The sequence below is a fragment of the Candidatus Zixiibacteriota bacterium genome (assembly GCA_034003725.1).
GTDB lineage: Bacteria > Zixibacteria > MSB-5A5 > GN15 > FEB-12 > WJMS01.
Genome location: JAVEYB010000006.1, coordinates 89,738 through 113,381 on the forward strand (window position 1 = coordinate 89,738; position 23,644 = coordinate 113,381).

The window sequence follows — 23,644 nt, forward strand, 5'->3', positions numbered from 1 at the left end:
AATCAGGCGCCGCCGGAAAGCCGCTCCAAAGCCATAATGATTTCCGCCGGTTCGGCACGCCTGCGATAATCGGGGTCCACGAACGCGTAACGAATGACGCCCTCGACATCGACAACGTACGTGACCGCAAGTGGGAGTTCCCACGACGCATCGCCGTTGTACGCCGGAAGGTCGAGCCGGCCGGCAAAAGCATCCTTAACTCCCGCAGGAATCGTATAGACGATCCCGAATTGCCGGGCGACCGCATTGCCCCGGTCAGACAGCACCACATACTCCAGCGACGACTTCTGCTTCGTGCTCAACGAGCTGTCGGGGAGTTCCGGGCTGATCGCCACCAGCGTTGCGCCCAGCTCGCGAATGCGAGGCAGGATGTCCTGCATGGCATTCAACTGAAGATTGCAGTATGGGCACCATCCGCCCCGATACCAGACCAGGACGACCGGTCCGCTGCCCAGCAGGGAATCGAGTGAAACAGGGTTGCCCACGGCATTCGGCAGGGAAAACATGGGCGCCATGTCCCCTTCGGTCAGCGCAGTCTCCAACACGCCTGACTCCGCCACCTCGATCACGCCGCGTTCAAGCGTGTTCACCATTTCGGGAGGCGCGGTCTCGGAAAACTGCATCTTCATCCCATCGAGGTCGGCCTGAAGCGATGGCTGGGAAAGAGGCGGCTGTGGCGACGGCTGCGACTTCTCCTGCGACTGCTGCGTGTCACCGCCGCATCCGATCTGGACGAGGCATAACACTGCCATAAGCAGTATCCCGACCAGAGTCCTCGTTACAGAATGGGCTTCCCTGCTGATCATAGTGATTCCTTTCCGTGAAGGTTCTTCCCCTGCCTGATGTAACATCGTCCGCCGTTCGGGGTTTCATGGCGTGCGAGGACGGGACGCGAGGACAGTCGTCCGTGTGATCAGTCCCGCCGCGTGCGAGGTCACCAAGTCGAATCGGCAGTGCGGCTGTCAATGTGACATAGAAGATCGTCCATTGTGACACGCAAATCCGGTCAAAATGACAGTGCAATCCTGTCCGGATTCCGGGCAAAGAATGCAATTTATTGTACGGCAATAACATGCCGAAACCGGCACAGTCTTTGACTCTCAATCGCTCGAAACTATCTCAAAGAGCCAAACAAAAGGAGGAAAGACACATGAAGAGCCTTATGAAACGCACTCCAGGTACCAACCGGTGGTTGGACCCGTTTTTTGAGGACTTCTTTTCCGTCCCGTCCATGTTCAACCGCTGGGAATCCGAGTACACTCCTCGCGTAGACATCGTGGATAAAAACGACTATCTATCGATGTCGTTCGAGGTGCCCGGAATGGACAAGAAAGACATCAAGGTACAGATCAAGGACAACATTCTGAGCATCTCCGGTAACCGCGAGAGCAGAATCGAAGAGAACGGCGACAGCTACGTGCGCCGCGAGATCCGAACCGGCTCGTTCTGCCGGCAGTTCACGCTTCCGCGGACGGTCGACACGAGTTCGATCAAGGCGGAGTACAAAAACGGTATTCTTGAAGTTCGACTGGACAAACGGGAAGAGGCCAAGCCGAAGGAAATCGACATCAAGGTCTCGTAATTCCTTCTCCCCGGAAGACACCAAAGCGCACGGTGACGGCCGGCCGGCAAGGTCGGCCGTTGCTGTTGATACACGGAACGAACCGACGCCTTTGTGTGTACTTAGGAACATGGATACACAAACACATGAAACCGTCCGGGCCCGGCGCCTGGTCCTTCGCGGCGTACTGGTGAGCGCACTGCTGTTTGCGCTGGTCGCTGCTGTCGGTACCGGCGTGGCCCAGCAGCCGATCGGTCCGTCACCTGCCGGCCAGGATCGGCCTCTGATGACCCTTCGCGATCTCAATCGCGCCTTCATCGACCTCGCCGCTCAGGTGAAGCCGGCGGTAGTCACCGTGTCCACCGAACGGATCCTGACCATGCAGCGGCGCAGCCCGTTCAGTTCGCCGTTCGCAAACGATCCGTTTTTTGATTTCTTCTTCGGTCCGCGCGACAACCGCCGGCAGCCCGAAGAACAGGAGTACCGACAGGAAGGGCTCGGTTCCGGCGTGATTGTCAGCGCCGACGGCTATATCCTGACGAACAACCACGTCGTCGCAAGTGCTGACAGCATTTATGTCGGGCTCTACGACGGCAGCCGCCACACCGCCGAAGTAGTGGGCACCGACCCGCAGACCGATATCGCGGTACTCCGGATCGATGCCGACAATCTCCCGTTCATTACGATCGGGAACAGCGACAGCCTGCAGGTGGGTGAGATCGTTCTGGCGATCGGATCGCCCATGAGCGAAAACCTCGCCGCGACCGTCACCCAGGGGATTGTCAGCGCCAAGGGGCGCTCGAATGTCGGCCTCGCCGACTACGAAGATTTCATTCAGACCGATGCCGCTATCAACCCGGGTAATTCCGGAGGCCCGCTGGTGAATCTCGACGGCACCCTGGTGGGGCTGAACACCGCGATTGTCAGCCGCTCCGGCGGCTTCCAGGGGATCGGATTCGCCGTACCGTCGAATATGGCCATGCGCGTCATGAACTCCCTTATAAGCGAGGGACGCGTGGTGCGCGGCTGGCTGGGTGTCAGTATTCAGGATGTCGACGAGACTATCGCACAGGCCATGAAACTGCCGCAGACCACCGGCGCGCTGGTCGGCGATGTCAGCGAAGACAGCCCGGCGGCAAAAGCCGGACTCGAAGCCGGCGATCTTATCACGTCGGTCGATGGTCGTGAAATCAGGAATTCTTCGCAACTCCGCAACCAGATCGCCGCCACGCCGCCCGGCTCGTCGGTCAGACTTGGCGTTATTCGCAACGACCGGGCTATCACGCTGACCGTGACGCTCGGTGAACTTCCGTCGGAATTGGCCCGCGGCGGAGTGACAACCGATATCGAAGATATGCTCGGGTTTTCGGTGCAGACCATGAGTAACGATCTGGCGCGTCGATATAATATCGATCAGCGTGCGACCGGTGTGGTGGTGACGTCACTGGACCCGCAGAGTCCCGCGTACGAGGCCGGTCTGCGCGAAGGCGACCTGATCCGGTCCGTGGAGCGCCAGCGTGTCCAGAGTTCCGATCAGTTTTACACGGTGATAAATGAGAAGAAGCGCGGCGACAGCGTGCTGCTTCGCGTCATTCGCGGAGGCAACGCGTTCTTCCTCGCCTTTGCGCTCAGATAACACACCCCCGGTTTACAACTCACACTCGGCGCCGTCGGGCATTCTGCCTGACGGCGCTAAGCCGTTACGCGTCGCGGCGGCTACTTCCCGTCGTATGCAGCCCGCAGTGCGGCGATATCGAGTTTGACCATCTGCATCATGGCCTGCATGACGCGATTCACTTTGGCCTGGTCTTTGTCCTGAATGAAATCCATAAACACGGCAGGTATGATCTGCCACGCCAGGCCGTACTTGTCCGTCAGCCAGCCGCACGCCATCGCCTGGCCCCCGTCGAGCAGTCGATCCCAATAGTGATCGACTTCTTCCTGCGACTCGCACCTTACGAGAAGGGAAACTGCGGGCGAAAACTTGAATTGCGGACCACCGTTCAGTGCGACAAATTCCTGCCCGAACAGAAGAAACGAGACGGTCATGACGGTTCCGGCCGGAACCGGCGCACCCTCGCCATAGCGACTGACATGTTTGATTTTCGAATCTTTGAAGATCGACGTGTAAAATTGGGCTGCCTCTTCGGCCTGCCCGTCGAACCACAAAAAGGGCGTAACACGTTGCATCGATGACTCCTTTGTAGCGCTCTTGCGAGCATGTTTCCCCGCCCCGTCAAGCTACGTCCCGGGAAGCCGCTTCGCAATCACATTGTAGACTTTATCAGGTCACGTTCCCCACGGTATATCAGACTAGTGTATTGTGCCTCTTCCAGTTGCGCCGCGACAAGGTCGCCCGGCGGTACCGTACTGCCGTCAGCCAAATACGGTAGTCCTGCGATTGTTGCCCTGCCCGTTTATGCCGTTTCTATCCTCACGAGCAACGATCAACCTAAAACCAGGAGGTCTCTCATGAACAAACGGGCATTCTTCACAGCGCTTGTCGCCGCCCTGTTGCTGATTTCGGCCGCAACCGGACAAGGTCTGCCGACCGGCGACCCGGGGCAATTCGGCCTCGATCCGGATCGACTTGAACGAATCGATCGTCACTTTCAGGAGGAGCTGAGCGCCGGTGCTCTTCCCGGCGCGGTCGCGATAGTGGCGAGAGACGGCCACGTCGTGTATCAAGGAGTCTTCGGATATGCCAACCGGGAATCCCATACGCCGTTGACGCCGGATTCATTTTTCCGTCTGGCGTCGATGACCAAACCGATTATCTCCGTGGCCACCCTGATGCTCCACGAACAGGGGTATTTTCAACTGACCGATCCGGTCTCCCGGTTCATACCGGACTTCGCCCATCCGCGGGTGCTCGCGGAGTTCAGTTGGGATGACACGACTTTTACCGCGGTGCCGGCAAGTCGCGAGATCACGATCCACGACTTGCTTACCCACACGTCGGGGATCGGGTACGGGCTTTTCAATGACACTCTCGCGGCGCTGTACGCCAGGGCCGGCATCCCGGATCTTGTGACGGTCCGGGACAAGCGAATCGGCGAGGCTGTGCGCGCCCTTGCAACCCTGCCCCTGCTTCACAATCCGGGTGAAAAGTGGACGTACGGCTTAAGCGACGACGTTCTCGGATACCTTATCGAAGTCGTATCCGGGCAGCCTCTCGATCGGTTCCTCCGGGAGCGCGTGTTCCAGCCGCTGCGGATGTTCGACACCTACTTCTACCTTCCCGAGCGCAAGAAGGACCGGCTCGCGACACTGTACACCGAGAGAGACGGCGCTCTCGTACGGTGCAATCAGGAACGCATGGACGAACTCTTCACCGGCGTTTCCCCGGATTATCCTGTTGATGGTGCGCAGGTGTATTTCTCCGGTGGCGGGGGGCTTTCCTCGACCGCTGAGGACTACGCCCGGTTTGCTCAGATGCTGCTCAATCGCGGCGAGCTTGACGGCGTCCGCATACTCCGGCCGGAGACAGTCGACCGCATGACGACCAACCAGATCGGCGACTTGCCTATCCAGTGGTGGACACAGTGCGGCTACGGCTACGGCGTCTGGGTCGCCAAAGACATACCCGGCGCCAATCAGATTTGGAGCGCCGGTTCGTACGGGTGGGACGGCATCTTCAACACGGTCTATTGGGCTGATCCGAAAGAACGGCTGTTCGGAATTTTTATGAGCCAGGTGCTTCCAACGACCTACCAGTCGGATCAAATTCAGTCACTGGTCTATGACGCGCTCAATGCTGACTTTGCCGGCAGCGATGTCAAGTCCGCATCGGCGACTATCGCTCCTGCGGAGCACTTGATTGGTCCGGATCTCGTGTGGAATAGCGGTGGAGATCAGACTTTCCATCTGCTGGACTGACTCTTTCGAAACGCCGCACTCATATGTTGTATGCGGACGGCGGGGCCATCAGGAGCGCAGCCTGATGGTCCTGCCGTTCTTGTCTTACAGTGAGTGTGCATCGGGCTCGAGCACAGCCGACCCTACTCAGCCCTGGGGGTAAACAAGCCGAGAAGGTTCCCGTCGAGATCCTTGAAGTGCGCGTACCAGCCGGTCCCGGGGATTTCGCTCCTGGTGACGACGATCCTGCCGCCTTCCTGCTCGATTCGCCGGCAGCAACCATCGATGTCTTCCACGTAGATATAGGGCACGATACCTCCGCCCGGCTTGACTGTGTCGGTGCGGTATATGCCTCCGCCGATCCCGCTCTCCCCGGACGAGAATGTTGCGTAGACGCTTTGACGAGGGTCGGTGAATTGCCAGTCAAACACGCGACTGTAAAACGCCGCGGCCCGGGCGACGTTTGTGGAGCCAAGTTCGAGGTAAACGATCGGTCGTGGCAAAAACCAGTCTCCTCCGGACGACCGAGGTTCCGTCCTACAGGCGCGCCAGCGCCTTCTCGTATGAGGTGAACCCCGGCACCGTATTCATGGCGAGTCGCGGCTTGTGAAATGCCGGGTTATCGCTAATGATCTTGAGCAGTTTTTCGCGCTCTGCAGGCGCGGCCAGATGCGCGATTCCGACCGCTCGCTCGCCCAGCGACAGGCCGCGCGGATCAAGCGCGCCGTTTTCGGTCACCAGGATAACCTGGTCCGAAGGTGTGGCGGTTGTCGTAATTCCCGCCGGACAGAGATCGAGAATTTTCGAGATGCCCGCCTTGGTAGTGGACTTGAGAGCGATGATCGCCACGCCGTTCTTGGAAAACTGCGCCCCGCGGATGAAATCCGACTGGCCGCCGACACCACTGTAAATCTTGCGCGCATCGAGCGAGTCGGCCCACACGTTGCCGTGCAGATCGATCCCGATCGCCGAGTTGATCGTCACCATGCGCGGCTGCTCGGCGATACGGAAAACAGAATTGGTGTAGTTCGACGGGCGGCTTTGAACCGCGCTGTTGTACGATAGCCAGTCGTACCCGGCCTGATCCTCGGCGAGAAAGATCGACGAGATCGAGAAGTTGATGGCCTTCTTCCACCGGTTGCTGACCACGCCCTTTTGCACCAGCCGTATCATGGCGCCCGCAAACAACTCGGTGTGAATACCGAGGTGCTTCACCCCGCGCTTCAAGATCGCGTCGGTGACCGCCTCCGGTACCTGTCCGATACCGTACTGCAGGGTCGAACCGGGCTCGCTGCCGGAACCGTCCTGAATGTACAGCGCGGCTATGATCTCTCCGATCCGCTTCGCCATGTCGTCCGGTGACGTTACGGGCGATTTGGGAAGAGGGTAGTCCGTATCGTAGATGTAGTCGATGTAGCTTTCGGGAATCGTGTCGCCCAGCACGAACGGCATCCGCGCGTTTCGCTCGGCAATGACCACCCCGCCGGACTCTTTGGCGACCTGCACGGCCTTGAGAACGCCCTCGACGGTTGTGCCGAGTACGTAGTTGCCCCCGCGGTCCGGTCCGGCAACCGAGACAAGGGCCACCGTGGGCTTGATCCGGTGCTTGACCCATTTCGGAATCTCGGACAAATGAAGCGGGTGATATTTCGCCCATCCACGGTTGACCGCGTTTCGTGTAAGGTAGCTGTTGAAGATCACGCGATGCGTAAGCCTCTGACATCGCTCCTCGGAGAACAGCGCGTTGAGCGAGTCGTCCCCCAGCAACAGCACGGCGTACATCGAAACGTCTACTATCGACAGGTCTGCCGCCAGCTGCCGCAGCAAATCGCGTGGCGTCGCGGCGTTGCCGGCGCAGTAGATGACACTACCCGGTTTGATTACACCGGGATTGATCGCCTCGGACGGATGTTTGATCTTGATCATGGCCCATAGAGTACACGACTAGACACTTTTCTTCAAGCGGAAAGTGCGGTTCAACACAAAGGTCGGGCCGCCGAGTGTCCGGCGGCCCGACCTCTTGGGAGACGGCGGAGCCGAATTCCGGGGAGAAATCCGGCCCACCTTTGCTGCTGCGGCGAGTCGGTAAGTAGGATACCGACCCGTGAGTAACCCTAGTTCAGTTGGCTGAGCGGCGCGCGTATCAGACCGGACACACCGTCTCCGGTCGCATCACCAGCTCGATTACATCGCCGACCGACATCCCCGACATCTCCCGCAGACTACGCCCGGAAAGCCACTCCGTCCCGCCCATAGCGAGCGTGGAACCGTCCGAATCGCTGCAAGTTATCGGTTCAGTCGGACGACGGCCGACATGACCGCTGTCGCAGACCTCATACGTATGAGTCGCAGTGTCGTACACGATCCAGAAGCGCGGCGGCCGATGGTCGAGAGCGGCCGCTGCCGTTATATCCGGCCCCTGCGATGCAACGGTGATCTTCATAAACCAACCTCCGCTTGCCTTGCTTACAAATGTTGTGCCGGGCGGGCATTTAGATTGACGCGTCGTCCGGGGCAACCTCCCTGCAACCGCATCACGACCCTCGTCCACCCACTCATTCCGCTGGTAATCAAGCAGATACGGCGGCTGCGACGGGCCTGGACGGCTCACGAACAGTGGCCCATTCGTTGGAGCAGCGGACCCTTTTGATTGGCGAATTGGACTGGCAGGCGAGAGCGTTATTTCATTTTGAAATGCTCAGTTGGCCTGTCGTTCCCAGGGCCTTCAGCTTTCGCCAGAGCGTCGCTGTACTGATGCCGAGAATACGCGCGGTCCGGGCGCGGTTGCCGCCCGACGCATACAGCACGGACAGGATGTGGCTGTTGACGATATCCTCCAGCGGCCGGGATAACGGGTCCCCTTCGCCGGCTCCTGCTTCCACCTGGGCCACAATCAGAGGCGGCAACGCCTCCGGAAGTATGACATTGTCACGACTCAACACTGCTGCCCGCTCCAGCGCGTTTTCCAGCTCGCGGACATTGCCCGGCCACGAATACGCTTGCAGGTAATCAAGGCAGGTCGCGTCAAGGCGAAGGTTCTCCAGACGAAGTTTGCCGGAAAGCTTTTCGACCAGGAAGCGTGCCAGGGGTAGAATATCCTCTCGTCGCTGCCGAAGTGGCGGTATCTCGATTTCGATCACACGAAGCCGGTACAGAAGGTCATCGCGGAAACGCCCCTCACTGACAAGGGCGTCGAGATCGTGATTGGTTGCGGCGATTATCCGTACGTCGACGGGGCGGGGAACGCTTTCGCCGATACGCATGATCTCTCTCTCCTGCAGGACGCGCAGGATTTTGATCTGCATGGCGGGCGTGATGTCGCCTATCTCGTCGAGAAACATCGTTCCCCCCGCCGCCTGTTCGAACAGCCCGGTCCGGTCACGCACGGCGCCCGTAAAAGCCCCTGCCTTATATCCGAATAACTCACTTTCCAACAGGCTCTCCGGAAGCGCACCGCAGTTGACCGCGACAAACGGCCGCTTCGCCCGGTGCGACACGCCGTGAATGTGCCGGGCCAGAACCTCCTTACCGACACCCGTCTCTCCGGTGATCAGTACCGAGGAATCAAACTGGGCGACCCGCTCCGCAAGATCGATAACCTGCCGCAGCGCCTTACTGCGTCCTTCGACAAAGAACGGCGTGTCACGATGGTTGTCCGCCGAACCGAACTGACCGCGGCTGCGGGTCAATTGACGATCTTTTTTCTTCAGTTCATGGCTGAGACGACGGACAGTCCCGATGATGTCGTCCGCCTCGAAATACTTCAGATGTGGTTTTATTTCGTCCCCCCAGGAATCCAGATCACGCCCCTCTGCGTGACAGAAGGAATCGCCGCACGCCCGACACCGACGCTCCAGGAAGTACACGGGGCGATCCAGCACGTGCGACACGTACCCGCTGGCGTATCCCACCAGCTTCCAGCATGTGGGGACTCTCGTGGCGCCGATCTCCGATACATGCTCCTCGGCTTCGCCGGATTCATGCCAGTCACATTCGATATGGATTCGTCCGCTGCCGCTATCTACATCAAGCACGCTGACCCGCGCCCGCGCGATCCCCTCGATCGACTGCAGCCGGAAGCCCGCCCGCAACAACTCCGTTTGATCGGGCCACTGAAAAACCCGCCGCATCGCCGCTGCATCGGCGTGTCCCCAGAAATACCCGAATCGTGTAAACAGGCGCCGGGTCTGCTCCATTCCCAGCGTCTCCACAAGGTCCCGTCGGAATCGTGCGAATGCATGGATAGAGTGCAAGACGAGCCGGCGCCCCTGAAGACTCAGGTTTCCGTCGGAACTTCCAACCAGCTCGCCGATTTCGAGGTCCTGTGCACGCATATCGTAGCCTTTCAATTTGCAACGTCAATTGTTGCAAATTTAAACGGCAAGGTTGCCCGCGTCAACCGATTTAACCGACTCCGTGCTCCACGAAAAATGCCGCCGGCCCGGCCGATACGTACGGCCGGACCGGCGTGCGTGCCGGATTACGGCAGATCAAACAACAGCACTTCCGCATGCTCTTTTGCCGAAATCCGCAGCTCTGTGACATCACTGATTGCCGCGCCGTCACCGGCCCTCATTTCGGCTCCGTTGACGGTCGCGGAACCGTCCGCCACATGTATCCACCCGTATCTGCCGGGTGAGAATCGGTGCTCGACGGATGAGCCGTCGTCGATGATGGCGGCATACAGGAAAGCATCCTGGTGCATTGCCAGCGACCCGTCGCGACCATCCGGCGATACCAGCAGCTTCAGCACGTTGTGCTTGCTCTCGTCGGGGAAGTGCTTCTGATCGTACGAGGGCTCGAGACCACGTTCCGACGGGTATAGCCAGATCTGCAGAAGGTGAACGTGGTCCTCCTGCGACGGGTTAAACTCGCTGTGGAGAACCCCTCGTCCCGCACTCATGCGCTGGACATCGCCGCGACGAATCACGGATCCCGTACCCAGACTGTCCTTGTGTTCGAGAGCGCCGTCCAGCACATACGTGATGATCTCCATGTCGTTGTGCGGGTGCGTGCCGAACCCTCCACCCGGCGCGACCCGATCATCGTTGATCACCCGCAGGACACGGAACCCCATATGGGCCGGATCACGATAGCCGGCAAACGAAAACGTGTGCCACGTATCGAGCCAGCCGTGGTCGGCGTGGCCGCGCTCGGCGGCAGGGCGGACAGTAATCATCGTGTGCTCCTTTCGTTATGCGTAATATGTGTTCAAACACGTTTTTAGCCTGAATAATCATTTCACCCCGGCTGGTATGCTTTGGCCAGCAGGCCCGCCAGCTGCGCCAGTTCCTGTCGGGTCATGTGGAGAAAACGGGTCCGATGGTATTCGCGCATCGGACGATCCAGCGCAGACAGCAGCGATAAACCCTCTTCCGTAATCCTTGTCTGAACCACCCGTCGATCAAAGTCGCTTCGCTCGCGCCTGACCAACCGGCGTCTTTCGAGGCGATCGAGCAGCCGGGTAATATCGGGCACCCGCGTAATCATGCGCTCACCGATCTGCTGGCACGACAGCGGCTGCTGTTGCGACCCGCGGAGAATCCGCAGGACATTGAACTGCGGTTCGGTGATCTCGTGCACCTTAAGCACACTCGAAAACTCATCTCGAAATCGTTCGGCCGTCTTCAACACGGCAATCACTATCTCCTGCGACTGTGTCTCAGCTACCGCCATGGGCCACCCTTATCGGTCTCATGTGACGTTCAGATACACTCGTTGTAACGACATTTGTTATAACAAATAACTCATCTCAGAGTTCCCGCGCGTTCCCCCATCGAACTTCAGTCGCGCCCCCGCTGTTTGACAGTCCAAAGATACCCGCTCGGGACAACCCTGAAGCGCCTCATCTGGAAACGAATAGAAACCGCAGGTCATGACGTATCAACGACCCCGGCATTATGCGCCGACCGATATAATCGCTCGGATACGTTCGGCGGCCGACTCTGTCGGACTGCCGGTGGAATCGCTCACCCGCGACGATATGGCCTCGTTTGATGAGTTCCATATTGGCGGCCGCGACCAGACCCGACAGCTGGCTCGAGCTGCCGATGTTCGACCGGGCGAACACGTCCTCGACATCGGATGCGGGGTCGGCGGTCCGGCACGCACGCTTGCGGCCGAGTTCGGCGCTCGGGTTACGGCGACCGATGTTACGTTCGAATTCTGCCGCGCAGCAACATGGCTCAATCGGATCGTCGGACTGGAAAACCGCATCGCCTGCGTACGCGCCGATGCATCACGGCTGCCGTTTGCGGCGGGAAGCTTCGAGATTGTCTGGATGCAACATCTTTGCGCGAACATTGCAGACAAAACCGGGCTCTTCGAGGAGTGCCGTAGAGTAATGCGGCCGCATGGTCGGCTGGCGCTTTACGAGGTGGTCGCAGGTGAATCGCCGGGTATTCATTTTCCCGTCTTCTGGGCCGAATCGGCCGAACACAGCCACCTCTTGTCAAAAGAGACGTTCTTTTTCACGGTCGAGCAGGCAGGGTTTGAACCGGTGTCGACATGCGATCTGACCGGCGAGGCAGTCGCCTTCTTCCGGTCGGCGATGCGGATTGCCCGAGCGGTGCGCCCTCCTCTGAGCCCTTCAATCATCATACCGGTCGATGCCGGACGAAAGGCTGCCAATGTCCTGCGGAATCTTGAAGAGGGCCGGATAGAAGTCGTGAGCGGGGTATTTCGGCCGCGCTGAAACGGGGCCTGCGTTATCTCATCGAACCAGCACGGCCACGCCGGGCCGGCTGGCGCCATAAAGCGACATGCCTTCCTTGCCGGGCAATTGTATGCGAAGTCTCGATCCCCCGGCGAGAGAACGCCACAACGAGCGGCCGGTTTCAAGAGCGTTATCGAAGCGCGATACGGCCTCTCCGGAAACATCGGTGATGACGTCGATACTCGAGCCGTTGCTCAACTCGATCAGGAAGCGTTCCGGCAAATAGCGCTGCAAGTGCTGGAGCGGAAGGTTTTCAGCACGGGCCACTATGGTCAGGATTGAGTCGGGTACGGGACGGCTGCCGCCAAAAAGATGCACTCGCCGAATGAACGCCGCCCCGATCTCATCGCGACTGAGGGTTTCCGCAAACGATGCAACTTCATCGGAGTCCGATGCGAGAATCAACGGTGTGTCCCACACCGTCGTACCGTCCATGCTGAGCCGTAACTTGCCGCGCGTGAGATCCACAATCAGCGAGAGAGTGGACGCGACCGATGACGGCGTACTCTGGGCCGACGACTCCGTCGTTGCGGGCGCAGCTTTCCGATCACGCATCGAAACGACCACCAGCAGGGCTACCACGAGCAGGGTGACAGCGAGGCCCGCGACGGCCGCATGTGTTCCCTTAGTAAATATAGACGGGCGTTCCGATCGTGACATAACGAAACACCTTCTCCAGGTCATCGGCGCCAAGACGCACGCACCCATGCGTAACGCTCACACCGAGCAGACGTTCGTACAAGGTTCCGTGTATGAAGTAACCGTCCCCGAAACCGATCGCATACGCCCCCAGCATTTCCGAGTCGAACCGTTCATGCTCCGAGGTCGGGATGGGCAGGCTGTCTTCCAAAAACGCCCAGTCGGGCTTGCGCCACCACGGGTCGACCAGCTTGCTGTCAACTTTGTACTTGCCGGCAGGCGTATCAAACACCCAGCGACGGCCGGTCACGCTGTCGGTGAGCATGGCCCCGGAGCCGGTGGAACACACGGCGTCTATCAGCACCGAATCCTCGGTCCGAACGAAAAGCCGGTTCGCGTAGCGATCGATCACGATATACGGGCGGGGAAGCCTGCGCGACCGACGGACCTCCGTTTTTGTCGTTGTGTCCGTCACGCCGACGGCTGGGGGAGCGCTCGATGTCGAAAGCGAATCCGCACCGATCGACAGCGGTGCTGCAACGAGCAACGCGACAACCCCCGCTTTCCAGACGGTAAGATTGTGTCTGCTCATGGCACCAGTCCTGACCGACGGACGATGGTCACCGGCGTGCCGACCTCGACATATTTCATCAGTGTGTCCATATCTTCGTTTGAGAGGGCTACGCACCCGTTGGTCCAGTCACGCCCCTGCCCGCCGTAGCCGTGAATTTCGATAAGTCCGCCGATTCTCGCACTGTTGTTTATCAGGCCCGACTCCCGGTTGGCCGAGAACCGCGTGCGGTCCCGGTCATTGGGGTAGTTCAACATCAGGGCCTTGTAATACTTGCTCCCTGTCGGGCGCACCCACGTCACCCGGTACATCCCCTCCGGCGTGGCGCCGTCGCCGCTCTGTATCTTCTGTACGGCCGGGTTGAACCCCAGATCACAGGAAAACGTCTTGCTGATTTTCCCACGCGAAACCAGCAGCAACCGGTGCGCCGACTTGTCCACGACTATCGCCCGGGTACCTGTTGCCTTCGATGTCGCGAGCGTCTGTGACACCCACTCGTCCCATTCGGCCTGTCGCGATGATTCCTCGGAACGATGTCGATCGAGTCGCCGCTTGAGGGCCTCAAGGCTCTCCTCGCAGCTGTCGAGCGCCGCCAGCGCTTCGCTGGTGTGCCCCTCGTCCATCAGATTTGCCGCCACATCCAACTGCGTGCTGGCATGTGTGAGCAGGCGGTACGTGTCGAGGCGGAAGAGCGATGTATCGAGGTCTTTCTGCCGCACTTCGATTCTTCGGGCCAGCTCCCGGTGACGTTTTGTCACGGTGTCGCGCTCGCTGCGCGCGGCATCGCGCGCCAGCTTCATCGTCTCGCGGACCTGGCCGGATGCGCTGGCCAGAAGTGAGTCTGCCACCGAATAGTCCCGCATCAGCAGCCACCGCTGATTCTGGCTGTCGAGTTCAGCCTGGGCGGCGTTCAATTGCGACCGCGCCTGAGCGAATGCGTTCGGCGCCCAACGCGCTGACTGGTTGAGCTGCGCGTCCTGCAGAACGCTCAGGGATTCGCGGTAACGGGCGAGCGTACGCTCGTGATGGGTCGTTATCGCGTGCCATCGGGCTGCCAGCGAAGCGGCGACAGCGATGCCCATTGTAATCGCCAGCGCAAGCCACCGATGCCGTCGTATGAACCCAGGTAATTGCATCGCCAAACAACGAAGGACCGTCGAGCGACGGTCCTTCGAATCATATCCGTTCCTTCGGCGTCAATCAGGTCTTGGACCTGGTTGTCTTGCGCGCCTTGGCTTCCTCGATCTGCGTCATGATGCTTTGCAGTTTTTCCATGGTCGAGTTAGCTTTGGTGCGGGCGGTCAGGAAACTGCCGGCGTCAAAATCGGCCCGCGCATCGGAGAACGAGGTCTGGGCGGCGGTGAAATCGGCTTTGAGCAGCTCGATATCGGCCCGCGTACCCTTCGCCACCGGGGCAGCCTTCACAGCCGCGTCAACGGTCGCCATCAGCGTCTCCGCATCGGCAAGCAGCGTCCGAACCTCTTCCTGGACGCGCTGCTTCTCGGCTGCGGCGTCGGTTACCGCCTGGGCGGCCAGCCGTTCGGCCGCGGCGTACAGGTCACGGGACTTGTCGTAGCTGCGCAGCAGCGAAAACTTGCCGTCCTGCGCCTGCTGCTCTACCTTCGCGGCGTTCAATGTATCCATCGCCATCTGGAACGACATGGCGGCGTACTGTTCTGCCTCGGCGGCTTTGGCGCTTTCGAAAGCCTTGTCAGTGGTTGCGATCTGTTCTGTAGGGACGCTGCTGCAGCCAACGACCCACAACAGCGCGAGTGCCACCAGCACCGACGACACACGCGTAAACATACGTTGATTCCTCCCGCCGGCTGTTCTTCTCGAACACTAAGGTTACAAAAAAAGGACATGCGTCGGTCCGGCGACCCGTTGCATATCCGTCATGTTGACCGCGAACGGTCTGTTCTCATCTATTTGGTTTTCGCTAACGTCTCTTCCCGGTATCCTGTCATCGGACAGTCATCCCGGCGCCTGACCACCTCACCGAGCGGCATGTCTGCTTCCCCGCTCTTCGGCGGCCGGGCACTTTCAGCCGCCTAATAGACACGGTAACAGCTCACTTGTCAAGGGCTTTTCCTGCAGCGCGGCATTTCCTCTCCGGCCGATTTTGCCTTGTCCTTCGAGATAATATGGAGTATAATCATCTACATACAAACCGGCATCGACCGGCTAACCCCAACACATGTCGACTCTTGCCGTCACGGAGCCCGGTTGATCGTCTGACTTACCATGAACGCACCTGCATACATCGCCGAACTGGTCGGCCGCGATCAGGAACTGGCCCTGCTCACCGCCGTCTTCGAGACGGTGGCGGCCGGAGAGGGGCGGATTGTCCTTCTTACCGGCGACGAAGGCTCCGGCAAGACTGTGCTCGCCGAGGCCGCGCTCACTCGGTTTCCCGGACCCGCCTTCACCGGCCGGGCGCGCGAGCGCTCCACCCCGCCGTATGGTCCGGTTGCCGCCGCGCTTCGCGAGTGCCTGCGACACACCGACGTCACGCTCGTTCAGGACTCTCTTTTGCCCTATCTGGCGCTCCTCCTTCCGGAGTTGGGGCCGCCACCCGAGCACGTAGACCCCGAGACGATCGTGGAGGCAATCTCATCGACCTTCTCCGCCGCCGCGGCCGACCGGGGGGCCGCGATCCTCTTCGATGATCTGCACTGGGCGGACAACGCCACGCTGGAACTTCTGCCCGCGCTCGCCGATCGACTGGCGGCGGAACCGATCGTTATCATCGGCACCTATCGGGACGACGAAGTCTCTCGCGCACACTTGATCCGTCGGATGCGTTATGAACTTCGCCGCACGCGTCGTCTCGAAGAGATCGCGGTGCAGCCGCTCGCGCATGAGCACGCCGAGGCGCTCATTGCGCGCTGTCTGGGTTGCCGCCCCGGGCCATCTCTCACCCGCGAAATCGTCGACCGCACCCTTGGTATTCCCCTTTTCGTCGAGGAGTTCGTCCGGGCGCTTGAATCGGGCGGACGCCTTCAAATCGAATCCGGCCGGGCCGAACTGGTCCCCGGTGAGTCGGTGCCGGTGCCTGACAGTGTGCGCGATGCCATCCTCCTGCGTCTGGACGGCCTGAGCCCGGAAGGCCGCGCTCTCCTGGATCTTGCGGCGGTCATGGGTCTCGAGTCCGATCTCGCGGCGCTGACGGTGCTGCACGGCGGAAACGTACCGCTGGAGGAACTGCTGGATCGCGGTGTCCTGCGCGAGACCGAGACCGGACGAGCCGCCTTTCGCCACGCGCTCATTCACGAAACCGTGCGCAACCAGATCTCATGGTCGCAGCGTCTCTCGCTGCACGCCAGAGTCGGCGCATATCTTGAAGCCAACGGAGCGCCGCCCGAAGAAGTCGCCGAGCACTGGCTGGCCGCCCATGAATCGACACGTGCACGCGCCGCCCTGCTCAAAGCCGCCGAACATTCCTGCCGGCTCCATGCGTATCGCGATGCCGCCCGGGCAATCGACCGCGCCCTCGAGATATGGCCGCCCGGCGATGACGACGACTCCCGTTTGGCGGCGGTGGAGCGCTTCGCCCGCTGTGCCCAGATAGGCGGACAGCTTACCGAAGCGGCACGTGCCTGGCGCGAAGTAGTCGACAGCCCGCTGCTGGAGGGCGACTTCCGACGTCGCGCCGAAGCCCTTCGCGCACTCGCCACGGTCTACGGCCTCCAGGGGGCGGTTGAAAAAGCCGTGGAGGCGCGCCGCCGGGCTGCCGAAGCATTCCGCGCCGCCGATTGTCTTGGCGACGCCGCATCGGAAATGCTCGCCGCCGCCCTGCGCCTTAACGCCACCACGCAGCTGACCGCCGCCCTCGACGCCGTGCAGCAGGCCGTCGCATGGGCCGAGCTGGCCGGCCTTGTCGATATCCAGGCGCGGGCGCTCGGCCTCAAAGGAGACATCCTCGCCATGCAGGGGAAGTACGATGCCGGGCGCGAGACAGCACACGCCGGCCTCACACTCGCACTGAAGCACAACCAGACGGAGGCGGCTTCCGAAGTCTACCGCCGCCTCGCCATTGCGCTGGCCAGCGCCTCCGACTACTCCGCCTCCCGCAAAGTCTTCACGACTGCGGTAGACTATTGTCGTTCGGAGGGTGTCGATGTGCACACGCAGGTCTGCTTGAGTTGCATGTCGTATGTGCTCTTTATGACGGGCGACTGGAAACGAACGGTCGAGGTCTGTTCTGAAGTGCTGGCGTCGAAGGCGTCGCCGCCCGGGTCGCGTGTGACCGCCGAAGGCGTGCTGGGTATTGTCCGTGCCTACCGGGGCGAGTTTCGCATGGCGAGGAAGAACCTTGCCGACTGCATTACCTCAGCCCGGCGCCTGAACATTGCCGCTATGCACATGACCGCGCTCTGGGGGATGGCGCTCATTGACGACTACGAGGGCGCGTCGGAATCCGCCGCCGAGCGCTACCGCACGCTGCTGGATTTCTGGAAGCAGACGCAGGACCTTCACGATGTTATCCCGGCGTTGTGCAGCGCGGCCACCTTCTTCGCCGGAACGGGCCACGAGGCGGACACCAGCCGGTGCGCTGAATCGCTTGCCCACATCGCGTCGGCTACCGGCAATCTCGAAGCGCTGGCCGGGCTTGCGTACGCGCTGGGCGAACTGTCGATGCTCGGCGGAAAAATCTCCGACAGCGTGCAGCAGTTCGCACAGGCCGTGCAGAATCTCGATCGGCTGGAGATACCCATCGGCCGCGCGCATACCGAATGGCGCTACGGCGTAGCGCTGTCTCGGGCCGGTGACAATTTAGAGGCCATCACGCACCTTCGCGCCGGCTACCGCACCGCCCGCAAACTAGCGGCGCGGCCGTTGGCCGCCCGAATCGCGGAAGACCTGGCCGCCCTCGGAGAGACTCCCGAAGAGCGTCGGTCGATCGACGCCGCCGAACGCGCCGATAAGGCCGGACTTACTTCGCGGCAACTCGAGGTGGCCCGCCTGATCGCCGACGGACTCACCAACCGCCAGATCGGCCGCAAGTTGTTTCTGTCCACGCGGACGGTCGACATGCATGTGGCCAATATCCTCAGCCGTCTGGACTGCCGCAGCCGCACCGACGCTGTCCGACGTATCGCCGACCTCGGACTGATCGACAAGAGCGCGTAAGTAATCCCACTCATCGGCTCACGTACCGTAATCTCCGTCCAACCCGAAGACTCCCTTAAGGTTCCGGCACACAAACTGGCCGGCGGCCGGCGTGGCGGTACGGTAGCCGATGTCTTCAAATACGGTAGTCCCCCCGATTGTTGCCGGCCGGCCGGAAGCCGATCTTTTGGCACGTAATCGATAACACGGGTCCATGACTCATAGAATCACCCGGCAACCGACGGAGGTCCGCATGTCCCAACAGAACATACCAACCGGCCGCACCGCACCAATCGGCACCTGGCAGGTGGCAGTCGCGGGAGTTGCGCTGGTCGTGGCATCAAGCACGATGGTCAGCGAATTCACCGGATTCTTCCGCCTGGGTCTGGCGTTCGTGCCGGCGCTGGCGGCAGGGTTTGCGATCAACCTGCTGCTGGGGATTTCGGCGGCACGCCTGAGTGTCGTCTATCCCCGCGCCGGCGCGTTGTATGACTACGCCCGTGCCGTAATCGGCGGATCCGCCGGCCGGTTCATCGGCGCCGTTCTCGGCCTGACCTTTGTCGGCATGTTTGCCTTTGCCGCTTCGGGCGAAACGGCCGCGGGCGCATTCGGGCTCAAGGCGTTGATTGGATCGGATCTTCCTCTCGGCGTCTTTGTCGTGGTTCTTACCGCGCTCGCCGTCCTCCCGAATATCCTGGGAATCAGGACGACCGCCTGGATCTCCGCGCTGCTGCTGTTGGTCATGCTTGGTATTCGCTGGTTCTTCGGCCTGGCCGGTTTCCTCGGCGTCAGTGACACCGGCGCATGGTCCTCCGAGCATATGATTGATGCAGCCACGGCCGCGAGCTGGTTTGGCGGCGATGGCATCCTCACCGCGGGTCTTGCGCTCGCCCTGTGGAGTTTTGTGGGAATCGAATTCGCCTGCTCGCTGGCCGAGGAAGTCAAATCACCGAAAAAGTCAATGCCGCGCGGGCTGCTGATCGGTCTGGCCGGAGTCCTGCTCACCACCATCGTCATGGGACTCGGCGTGGCCGGCACTGAACCGCTCGCGGCGTGGCGCACGGCGGTGGAGTCCGACCTCGGCTACGGCGGCGACGCGCCGCAGTTGGCCGTGGGCAGCCTGATGTTTGGACGGGTCGGGTACCTGCTGATGGCTTTGTCGTCGGTGGCGGCGACCCTGGGCACCCTCACGGTCGCCTATGCGGCCATGCCGCGGATCATCTACAGTGTCGCCCGCGACGGCTACTTTTTTGGACCGCTGTCGAACACCTTCGGTACGCTGCATCCGAAATTCGGCACCGCTGTGAAGGCCACCCTGCTCTGCGCCGCGCTGTATGTCGGGCCCGCTCTGTACAGCAATTCGGTAATCGACTGGTTGTTCACCGCCGCGTATTGCTGGACGGCGCTGTACGGTGTGTTCCACGTGTTGGCGGTCGTCGATTCCTACCGCCGCCGCAAAACAGAACCGGCGCGCCGCACGCGCTGGTTCATCGCAACCGGCGTTTTTGGAATCGCTGCGACAACCTTCGGTCTGTATGTAGCTTTTGCCGGCTCACACGCGCACTACGGCATGCGGTCTCTTCTCATGTGCGCCGTCGTAATCGCGTGCACGGCGATATCTTTTGCCCTGAGCAATCGTCGCTCAACCGTCCCGTCGCTGGGGACCGCAGTTGAATTGAACTATGCACCGTCTAACTCGAATAACTAAGGAGTCTGTCATGTGTAACTCTATTGGCTGTAATCCGGGACGCTTTGACAACATCAAAGCCGAGGCCTTCGCCTACAAAATGATGAGCACGCTCAACAGCGCCGCCGTCGCATTCATGGTGTCGATCGGGCATCGCACACGTCTGTTCGACATCATGGCGACACTGGAACCCTCGACCAGCGAGCAGATCGCGCACGGGGCCGGTCTCAACGAGCGCTATGTGCGCGAGTGGCTCGGCGCGATGGTGTCCGGACGTATTGTCGCCTATGACCCCGAGTCCCGCACGTACTGCCTGCCGGCCGAACATGCCGCCTTCCTCACACGCGAGGCGTCGCCGAATAATATCGCGGTCACGGCGCAATACTTCGCGGTTCTTGGATCAGTAGAAGACAAAGTGGTCGAATGCTTTCAGACGGGCGGTGGCGTACCCTACTCCGCGTATCCTCGATTCCATGAAGTGATGGCCGAGGAAAGCGCACAGACCACTGTGTCGGGGCTTTTTGACGCCATTCTCCCGCTCGTACCCGGCCTGGACGACCGCCTGCATAGCGGGATCGACGTGCTCGATATCGGCTGCGGCCGCGGAAAGGCGTTGATCGCAATGGCGCAGCGGTACCCCAACAGCCGGTTCACGGGCTACGACCTGTCGACCGAGGCAATCGCCTCGGCGGTGGAACAGACTGAGCAGCTCGGGCTGACCAACCTGAAGTTCGCTCCGGTTGATCTCACGCATTGGTCCGAGGAATCCGCATTTGATCTGGTGACTGCGTTTGATGCGATTCACGACCAGAGCCGACCGGACATCGTGCTGGACAACATCAACCGTGCGCTTCGCGATGACGGTGTCTTCCTGATGCAGGATATCGCGGCCTCAAGCAATGTCGAAAACAATATCGAGAACCCCCTGGGCGCCTTCATCTACACCATCTCATGCATGCACTGCATGACCGTGTCGCTGGCTCAGGGCGGACTCGGTCTCGGCGCCGCCTGGGGCGAAGAGCTGGCGCGCTCCATGCTCGCCGAGAGTGGTTTCGAACACGTGACCACCAGCCGCCTCGAGCACGATATCCAGAACACCTATTTCGTCGCGCGCAAGCGGCAGGAGAAAGCAACCAGGGCCGCCTGATTTCTCGCGCACCACACTGCAAACACTCCTTACCGCGCGCTGCGCGTCGGCCGAACTTCGGTCGGCGCGCGGCTCATTTTGCGGGGCCGCTGATCCGACCGCGCCGCAGTGGATCACTCGTTCATGAGACTGAAAGAGCGGCCCCGCAGCAGCCACGTGTTTATAATGGATATTGCGGATCGCCATACTATCTATTATCTTCCCGTCACGCGCCGTTTGCCGGGCGCGCTCAAACCGCCGAATCGATACCGGGTATCATTGACGCAGGAAGATCTCGACTGTTCGACCCATGACGAATGACACATCATACGATCCGCTGCCGGGCGACGATGAAATTGCGTTGCGGCGAATTCTCGAAGGCACGGCGTCAACCACCGGCACACCGTTCTTCCGTGCTCTGGTCGAAAACCTGGCCGGGGCGGTCAACACCGACGGGGCGTGGGTCACGGAGTATGAAGCGGACACCCGCCGTCTCAGAGCATTAGCCTTCTGGATGGTCGACGGCTTTGTCGAAGACTACGCCTACGATATCGAGGGAACGCCGTGCGAACCGGTGATCGAAAACGCCCGGCTGGTTCACTATCCCGACAACATCGTTCATCTCTTTCCGGGCGATAACGACCTGCCACGGTTTAATGCCGTAAGCTACATGGGCGTGCCGCTCAAGGATCTCGACGGCCGTATCCTCGGCCATCTCGCGGTCATGGATTCCAAACCCATGCCCCGGCAGCCGCGCGGCCTCGCGCTGTTTCAGATCTTCGCGGCGCGGGCCGCGGCGGAGTTGCAGCGCCTGCGGGCCGAGGCCGATGTTCGCGCGCGCGAAACCAAGCTGGAACGGCTCATCGACAGCGCCCTCGACGCCATCGTCGAACTGGACCACGATCTCAGCGTGCTCCGTTTCAATCCCGCGGCCGAGAAGTTGTTCGCTCGTCCCGGACCCGAAAGTCAGGGACTGTCGTTCTCCGAGTGCCTCCATGACGAAAGCTATACCCGCCTGCGCGAACTGGTCCGGGAACTGAATGCGCGGCCTGAAGGCAGCCGGTATCTCTGGGTTCCGGGCGGATTCCGGGCGGTCCGGGCCACCCAGGAGGAATTCCCCGCGGAAGCCTCCTTGTCGCGCTACGACGCGCAGGAACGGACCTTCTACACCCTCATCATCCGAAACGTCAATGACCGCATCGAAGCCGAACGTCGGATTCAGACGCTCACCGTCCAGACGGAGTATCTTCGCGACGAGATCCGTGCGCTGCACGGATTCGACGATATCATCGGCGAAAGCCGTCCCATGCTCCGCTTGATCGACGATCTGAACCAGGTGGCCGCCACCCAGGCTACCGTGCTGATTCTCGGAGAAACGGGAACCGGCAAGGAAGTGGTCGCGCGGGCCATTCATGCGGCGAGCAGGCGCAGGGACAAGCCGCTCATCAAAGTCAACTGCGCGGCCATTCCCGCCACGCTGATCGAGAGCGAATTCTTCGGACACGAACAGGGAGCGTTTACCGGCGCCACGAAGCGCCGCGAGGGTCGGTTTGCTCTGGCCGATGGCGGCACGATATTCCTCGATGAGGTGGGGGAATTGCCGCTGGACTTGCAGAGCAAGCTGCTGCGCGTACTGCAGGAAGGAGAGTTCGAGCCGGTCGGAAGCTCGCAGACACGGCGAGTCGACGTGCGCGTTATCGCCGCCACCAACCGCGACCTGCAGCAACAAATGCGCTACGGGTTGTTTCGCGAAGATCTTTTCTACCGCCTGAACGTCTTTCCCCTCCACGTGCCGCCGCTGCGCGAACGCGGGCGTGACGTCGTCATGCTGGCCGAGTCCTTCACATCGAGTGTCGCCCGACGTATCGGCCGCGACATCATCAGCCTTACTCCCGAGTGCATGCGGCGGCTGTGCGCCTACGACTGGCCGGGCAATGTGCGTGAGCTCCAAAATGTCATCGAACGCGCCGTGATTACATCCCGCGACGGACACCTCAACCTCGACCGTGCCCTTCCCGATGTGTCCCGTCCCCCTGCGCCTGTGCCGCTCCCGGGCGGCAACGGCAGCCACGACCGCATCCGCACCATGGCCGAGTTGCACGAACTCGAGCGGGAAAACATCGAACGCGCCCTCGACCAAACCGACTGGCGCGTCTCCGGCCGCAACGGCGCGGCAGCGCTCCTCGGCATGAAAGCATTCACGCTCAGCTCGCGCATCAAGGCGCTTGGCATCAAGCGACCGCTCTAAACTGACTCACCTTCTCACGAGTTCTCGCGATGCCGGATTACGAGATTTCGTTACTCACGAAATCTCGCGACCCCAAGGGCAGCGTCACCGAACATCTAGTACGCTCACAATCAACGACTTATAAGTC

The 23,644-nt window shown here is 60.9% G+C and carries 21 protein-coding genes; 9 read left to right on the forward strand and 12 right to left on the reverse strand.

Annotated features, from left to right (window positions below; translation table 11 throughout):
• Positions 1–2: 2 nt before the first annotated feature.
• On the reverse strand, positions 3–752 hold the full coding sequence (locus RBT76_08685; protein ID MDX9857851.1) for a peroxiredoxin-like family protein: 750 nt from the start codon (positions 750–752) through the stop codon (positions 3–5).
• A gap of 410 nt (positions 753–1,162) precedes the next feature.
• Between RBT76_08685 and RBT76_08690 the strand changes: the two genes are divergently transcribed.
• Complete coding sequence (locus RBT76_08690) at positions 1,163–1,582, forward strand: Hsp20/alpha crystallin family protein (protein MDX9857852.1); 420 nt, start codon at positions 1,163–1,165, stop codon at positions 1,580–1,582.
• 109 nt (positions 1,583–1,691) lie between these two features.
• A complete protein-coding gene (locus tag RBT76_08695; protein MDX9857853.1) occupies positions 1,692–3,197 on the forward strand; it encodes a DegQ family serine endoprotease in 1,506 nt (501 codons plus the stop codon).
• Positions 3,198–3,277: 80 nt separating this feature from the next.
• On the opposite strand, the gene RBT76_08700 is transcribed toward RBT76_08695, so the two are convergent.
• The gene (locus tag RBT76_08700; GenBank protein ID MDX9857854.1) at positions 3,278–3,751 is read right to left on the reverse strand and encodes a VOC family protein; all 474 of its coding nucleotides are present in this window, start codon (positions 3,749–3,751) and stop codon (positions 3,278–3,280) included.
• 282 nt (positions 3,752–4,033) lie between these two features.
• On the opposite strand from RBT76_08700, the gene RBT76_08705 reads away from it, so the two are divergent.
• On the forward strand, positions 4,034–5,440 hold the full coding sequence (locus RBT76_08705; GenBank protein MDX9857855.1) for a serine hydrolase domain-containing protein: 1,407 nt from the start codon (positions 4,034–4,036) through the stop codon (positions 5,438–5,440).
• 122 nt (positions 5,441–5,562) lie between these two features.
• Here RBT76_08705 and RBT76_08710 read toward each other — a convergent pair whose 3' ends face one another.
• The 6 genes from RBT76_08710 to RBT76_08735 form a co-directional block, all read right to left on the reverse strand.
• Positions 5,563–5,922, reverse strand: coding sequence for a VOC family protein (locus tag RBT76_08710; GenBank protein MDX9857856.1), 360 nt, complete (start codon positions 5,920–5,922; stop codon positions 5,563–5,565).
• A 34-nt stretch (positions 5,923–5,956) separates the two neighbouring features.
• Positions 5,957–7,345: an acetyl-CoA hydrolase/transferase C-terminal domain-containing protein gene (locus RBT76_08715; protein MDX9857857.1), complete on the reverse strand. Its 1,389-nt coding sequence runs from the start codon at positions 7,343–7,345 to the stop codon at positions 5,957–5,959.
• Between the two features lie 217 nt (positions 7,346–7,562).
• Positions 7,563–7,862: a hypothetical protein gene (locus RBT76_08720; GenBank protein ID MDX9857858.1), complete on the reverse strand. Its 300-nt coding sequence runs from the start codon at positions 7,860–7,862 to the stop codon at positions 7,563–7,565.
• Between the two features lie 241 nt (positions 7,863–8,103).
• Positions 8,104–9,753 (reverse strand): sigma-54-dependent Fis family transcriptional regulator, encoded by a 1,650-nt coding sequence (locus RBT76_08725; protein MDX9857859.1) that lies wholly within the window; start codon positions 9,751–9,753, stop codon positions 8,104–8,106.
• Positions 9,754–9,899: 146 nt separating this feature from the next.
• The gene (locus RBT76_08730; GenBank protein MDX9857860.1) at positions 9,900–10,598 is read right to left on the reverse strand and encodes a pirin family protein; all 699 of its coding nucleotides are present in this window, start codon (positions 10,596–10,598) and stop codon (positions 9,900–9,902) included.
• A gap of 62 nt (positions 10,599–10,660) precedes the next feature.
• Entirely contained in the window at positions 10,661–11,095 is a 435-nt protein-coding gene (locus RBT76_08735) for a MarR family transcriptional regulator (protein MDX9857861.1), read from the reverse strand.
• Between the two features lie 199 nt (positions 11,096–11,294).
• Here RBT76_08735 and RBT76_08740 point away from each other — a divergent pair, with 199 nt between their 5' ends.
• On the forward strand, positions 11,295–12,113 hold the full coding sequence (locus RBT76_08740) for a class I SAM-dependent methyltransferase (protein ID MDX9857862.1): 819 nt from the start codon (positions 11,295–11,297) through the stop codon (positions 12,111–12,113).
• 18 nt (positions 12,114–12,131) lie between these two features.
• Here the strand turns inward: RBT76_08740 and RBT76_08745 are convergent, their stop codons facing one another.
• From RBT76_08745 to RBT76_08760, 4 genes are all read right to left on the reverse strand, one after another.
• The gene (locus RBT76_08745; GenBank protein MDX9857863.1) at positions 12,132–12,794 is read right to left on the reverse strand and encodes a hypothetical protein; all 663 of its coding nucleotides are present in this window, start codon (positions 12,792–12,794) and stop codon (positions 12,132–12,134) included.
• Positions 12,760–13,365 carry a L,D-transpeptidase gene (locus tag RBT76_08750; GenBank protein MDX9857864.1) on the reverse strand — a complete coding sequence of 202 codons (606 nt, stop codon included), beginning with the start codon at positions 13,363–13,365 and terminating at the stop codon, positions 12,760–12,762. The genes RBT76_08745 and RBT76_08750 overlap by 35 nt, the downstream gene beginning before the upstream one ends.
• Entirely contained in the window at positions 13,362–14,426 is a 1,065-nt protein-coding gene (locus tag RBT76_08755; GenBank protein ID MDX9857865.1) for a L,D-transpeptidase family protein, read from the reverse strand. The genes RBT76_08750 and RBT76_08755 overlap by 4 nt, the downstream gene beginning before the upstream one ends.
• 118 nt (positions 14,427–14,544) lie before the next feature.
• Entirely contained in the window at positions 14,545–15,150 is a 606-nt protein-coding gene (locus RBT76_08760) for a hypothetical protein (protein MDX9857866.1), read from the reverse strand.
• Positions 15,151–15,588: 438 nt separating this feature from the next.
• Between RBT76_08760 and RBT76_08765 the strand changes: the two genes are divergently transcribed.
• From RBT76_08765 to RBT76_08785, 5 genes are all read left to right on the forward strand, one after another.
• On the forward strand, positions 15,589–18,477 hold the full coding sequence (locus tag RBT76_08765; protein ID MDX9857867.1) for an AAA family ATPase: 2,889 nt from the start codon (positions 15,589–15,591) through the stop codon (positions 18,475–18,477).
• A 232-nt stretch (positions 18,478–18,709) separates the two neighbouring features.
• On the forward strand, positions 18,710–20,164 hold the full coding sequence (locus tag RBT76_08770; protein ID MDX9857868.1) for an APC family permease: 1,455 nt from the start codon (positions 18,710–18,712) through the stop codon (positions 20,162–20,164).
• Between the two features lie 10 nt (positions 20,165–20,174).
• Entirely contained in the window at positions 20,175–21,290 is a 1,116-nt protein-coding gene (locus RBT76_08775; GenBank protein ID MDX9857869.1) for a class I SAM-dependent methyltransferase, read from the forward strand.
• Positions 21,291–21,413: 123 nt separating this feature from the next.
• Positions 21,414–21,590, forward strand: a complete 177-nt coding sequence (locus RBT76_08780) for a hypothetical protein (GenBank protein ID MDX9857870.1) — start codon at positions 21,414–21,416, stop codon at positions 21,588–21,590.
• The gene (locus RBT76_08785; protein MDX9857871.1) at positions 21,580–23,517 is read left to right on the forward strand and encodes a sigma 54-interacting transcriptional regulator; all 1,938 of its coding nucleotides are present in this window, start codon (positions 21,580–21,582) and stop codon (positions 23,515–23,517) included. The genes RBT76_08780 and RBT76_08785 overlap by 11 nt, the downstream gene beginning before the upstream one ends.
• Positions 23,518–23,644: the final 127 nt, after the last annotated feature.

What these genes read in the sequence shown, in the direction of transcription:
- RBT76_08685 (MDX9857851.1), bottom strand. Translation starts at nt 752, where the DNA reads ATGGCAGTGTTATGCCTCGTCCAGATCGGATGCGGCGGTGACACGCAG.
- RBT76_08690 (MDX9857852.1), top strand. Translation starts at nt 1,163, where the DNA reads ATGAAACGCACTCCAGGTACCAACCGGTGGTTGGACCCGTTTTTTGAG.
- RBT76_08695 (MDX9857853.1), top strand. Translation starts at nt 1,692, where the DNA reads ATGGATACACAAACACATGAAACCGTCCGGGCCCGGCGCCTGGTCCTT.
- RBT76_08700 (MDX9857854.1), bottom strand. Translation starts at nt 3,751, where the DNA reads ATGCAACGTGTTACGCCCTTTTTGTGGTTCGACGGGCAGGCCGAAGAG.
- RBT76_08705 (MDX9857855.1), top strand. Translation starts at nt 4,034, where the DNA reads ATGAACAAACGGGCATTCTTCACAGCGCTTGTCGCCGCCCTGTTGCTG.
- RBT76_08715 (MDX9857857.1), bottom strand. Translation starts at nt 7,345, where the DNA reads ATGATCAAGATCAAACATCCGTCCGAGGCGATCAATCCCGGTGTAATC.
- RBT76_08720 (MDX9857858.1), bottom strand. Translation starts at nt 7,862, where the DNA reads ATGAAGATCACCGTTGCATCGCAGGGGCCGGATATAACGGCAGCGGCC.
- RBT76_08725 (MDX9857859.1), bottom strand. Translation starts at nt 9,753, where the DNA reads ATGCGTGCACAGGACCTCGAAATCGGCGAGCTGGTTGGAAGTTCCGAC.
- RBT76_08730 (MDX9857860.1), bottom strand. Translation starts at nt 10,598, where the DNA reads ATGATTACTGTCCGCCCTGCCGCCGAGCGCGGCCACGCCGACCACGGC.
- RBT76_08735 (MDX9857861.1), bottom strand. Translation starts at nt 11,095, where the DNA reads ATGGCGGTAGCTGAGACACAGTCGCAGGAGATAGTGATTGCCGTGTTG.
- RBT76_08740 (MDX9857862.1), top strand. Translation starts at nt 11,295, where the DNA reads ATGACGTATCAACGACCCCGGCATTATGCGCCGACCGATATAATCGCT.
- RBT76_08745 (MDX9857863.1), bottom strand. Translation starts at nt 12,794, where the DNA reads ATGTCACGATCGGAACGCCCGTCTATATTTACTAAGGGAACACATGCG.
- RBT76_08750 (MDX9857864.1), bottom strand. Translation starts at nt 13,365, where the DNA reads ATGAGCAGACACAATCTTACCGTCTGGAAAGCGGGGGTTGTCGCGTTG.
- RBT76_08755 (MDX9857865.1), bottom strand. Translation starts at nt 14,426, where the DNA reads ATGGGCATCGCTGTCGCCGCTTCGCTGGCAGCCCGATGGCACGCGATA.
- RBT76_08760 (MDX9857866.1), bottom strand. Translation starts at nt 15,150, where the DNA reads ATGTTTACGCGTGTGTCGTCGGTGCTGGTGGCACTCGCGCTGTTGTGG.
- RBT76_08765 (MDX9857867.1), top strand. Translation starts at nt 15,589, where the DNA reads ATGAACGCACCTGCATACATCGCCGAACTGGTCGGCCGCGATCAGGAA.
- RBT76_08770 (MDX9857868.1), top strand. Translation starts at nt 18,710, where the DNA reads ATGTCCCAACAGAACATACCAACCGGCCGCACCGCACCAATCGGCACC.
- RBT76_08775 (MDX9857869.1), top strand. Translation starts at nt 20,175, where the DNA reads ATGTGTAACTCTATTGGCTGTAATCCGGGACGCTTTGACAACATCAAA.
- RBT76_08780 (MDX9857870.1), top strand. Translation starts at nt 21,414, where the DNA reads ATGAGACTGAAAGAGCGGCCCCGCAGCAGCCACGTGTTTATAATGGAT.
- RBT76_08785 (MDX9857871.1), top strand. Translation starts at nt 21,580, where the DNA reads ATGACGAATGACACATCATACGATCCGCTGCCGGGCGACGATGAAATT.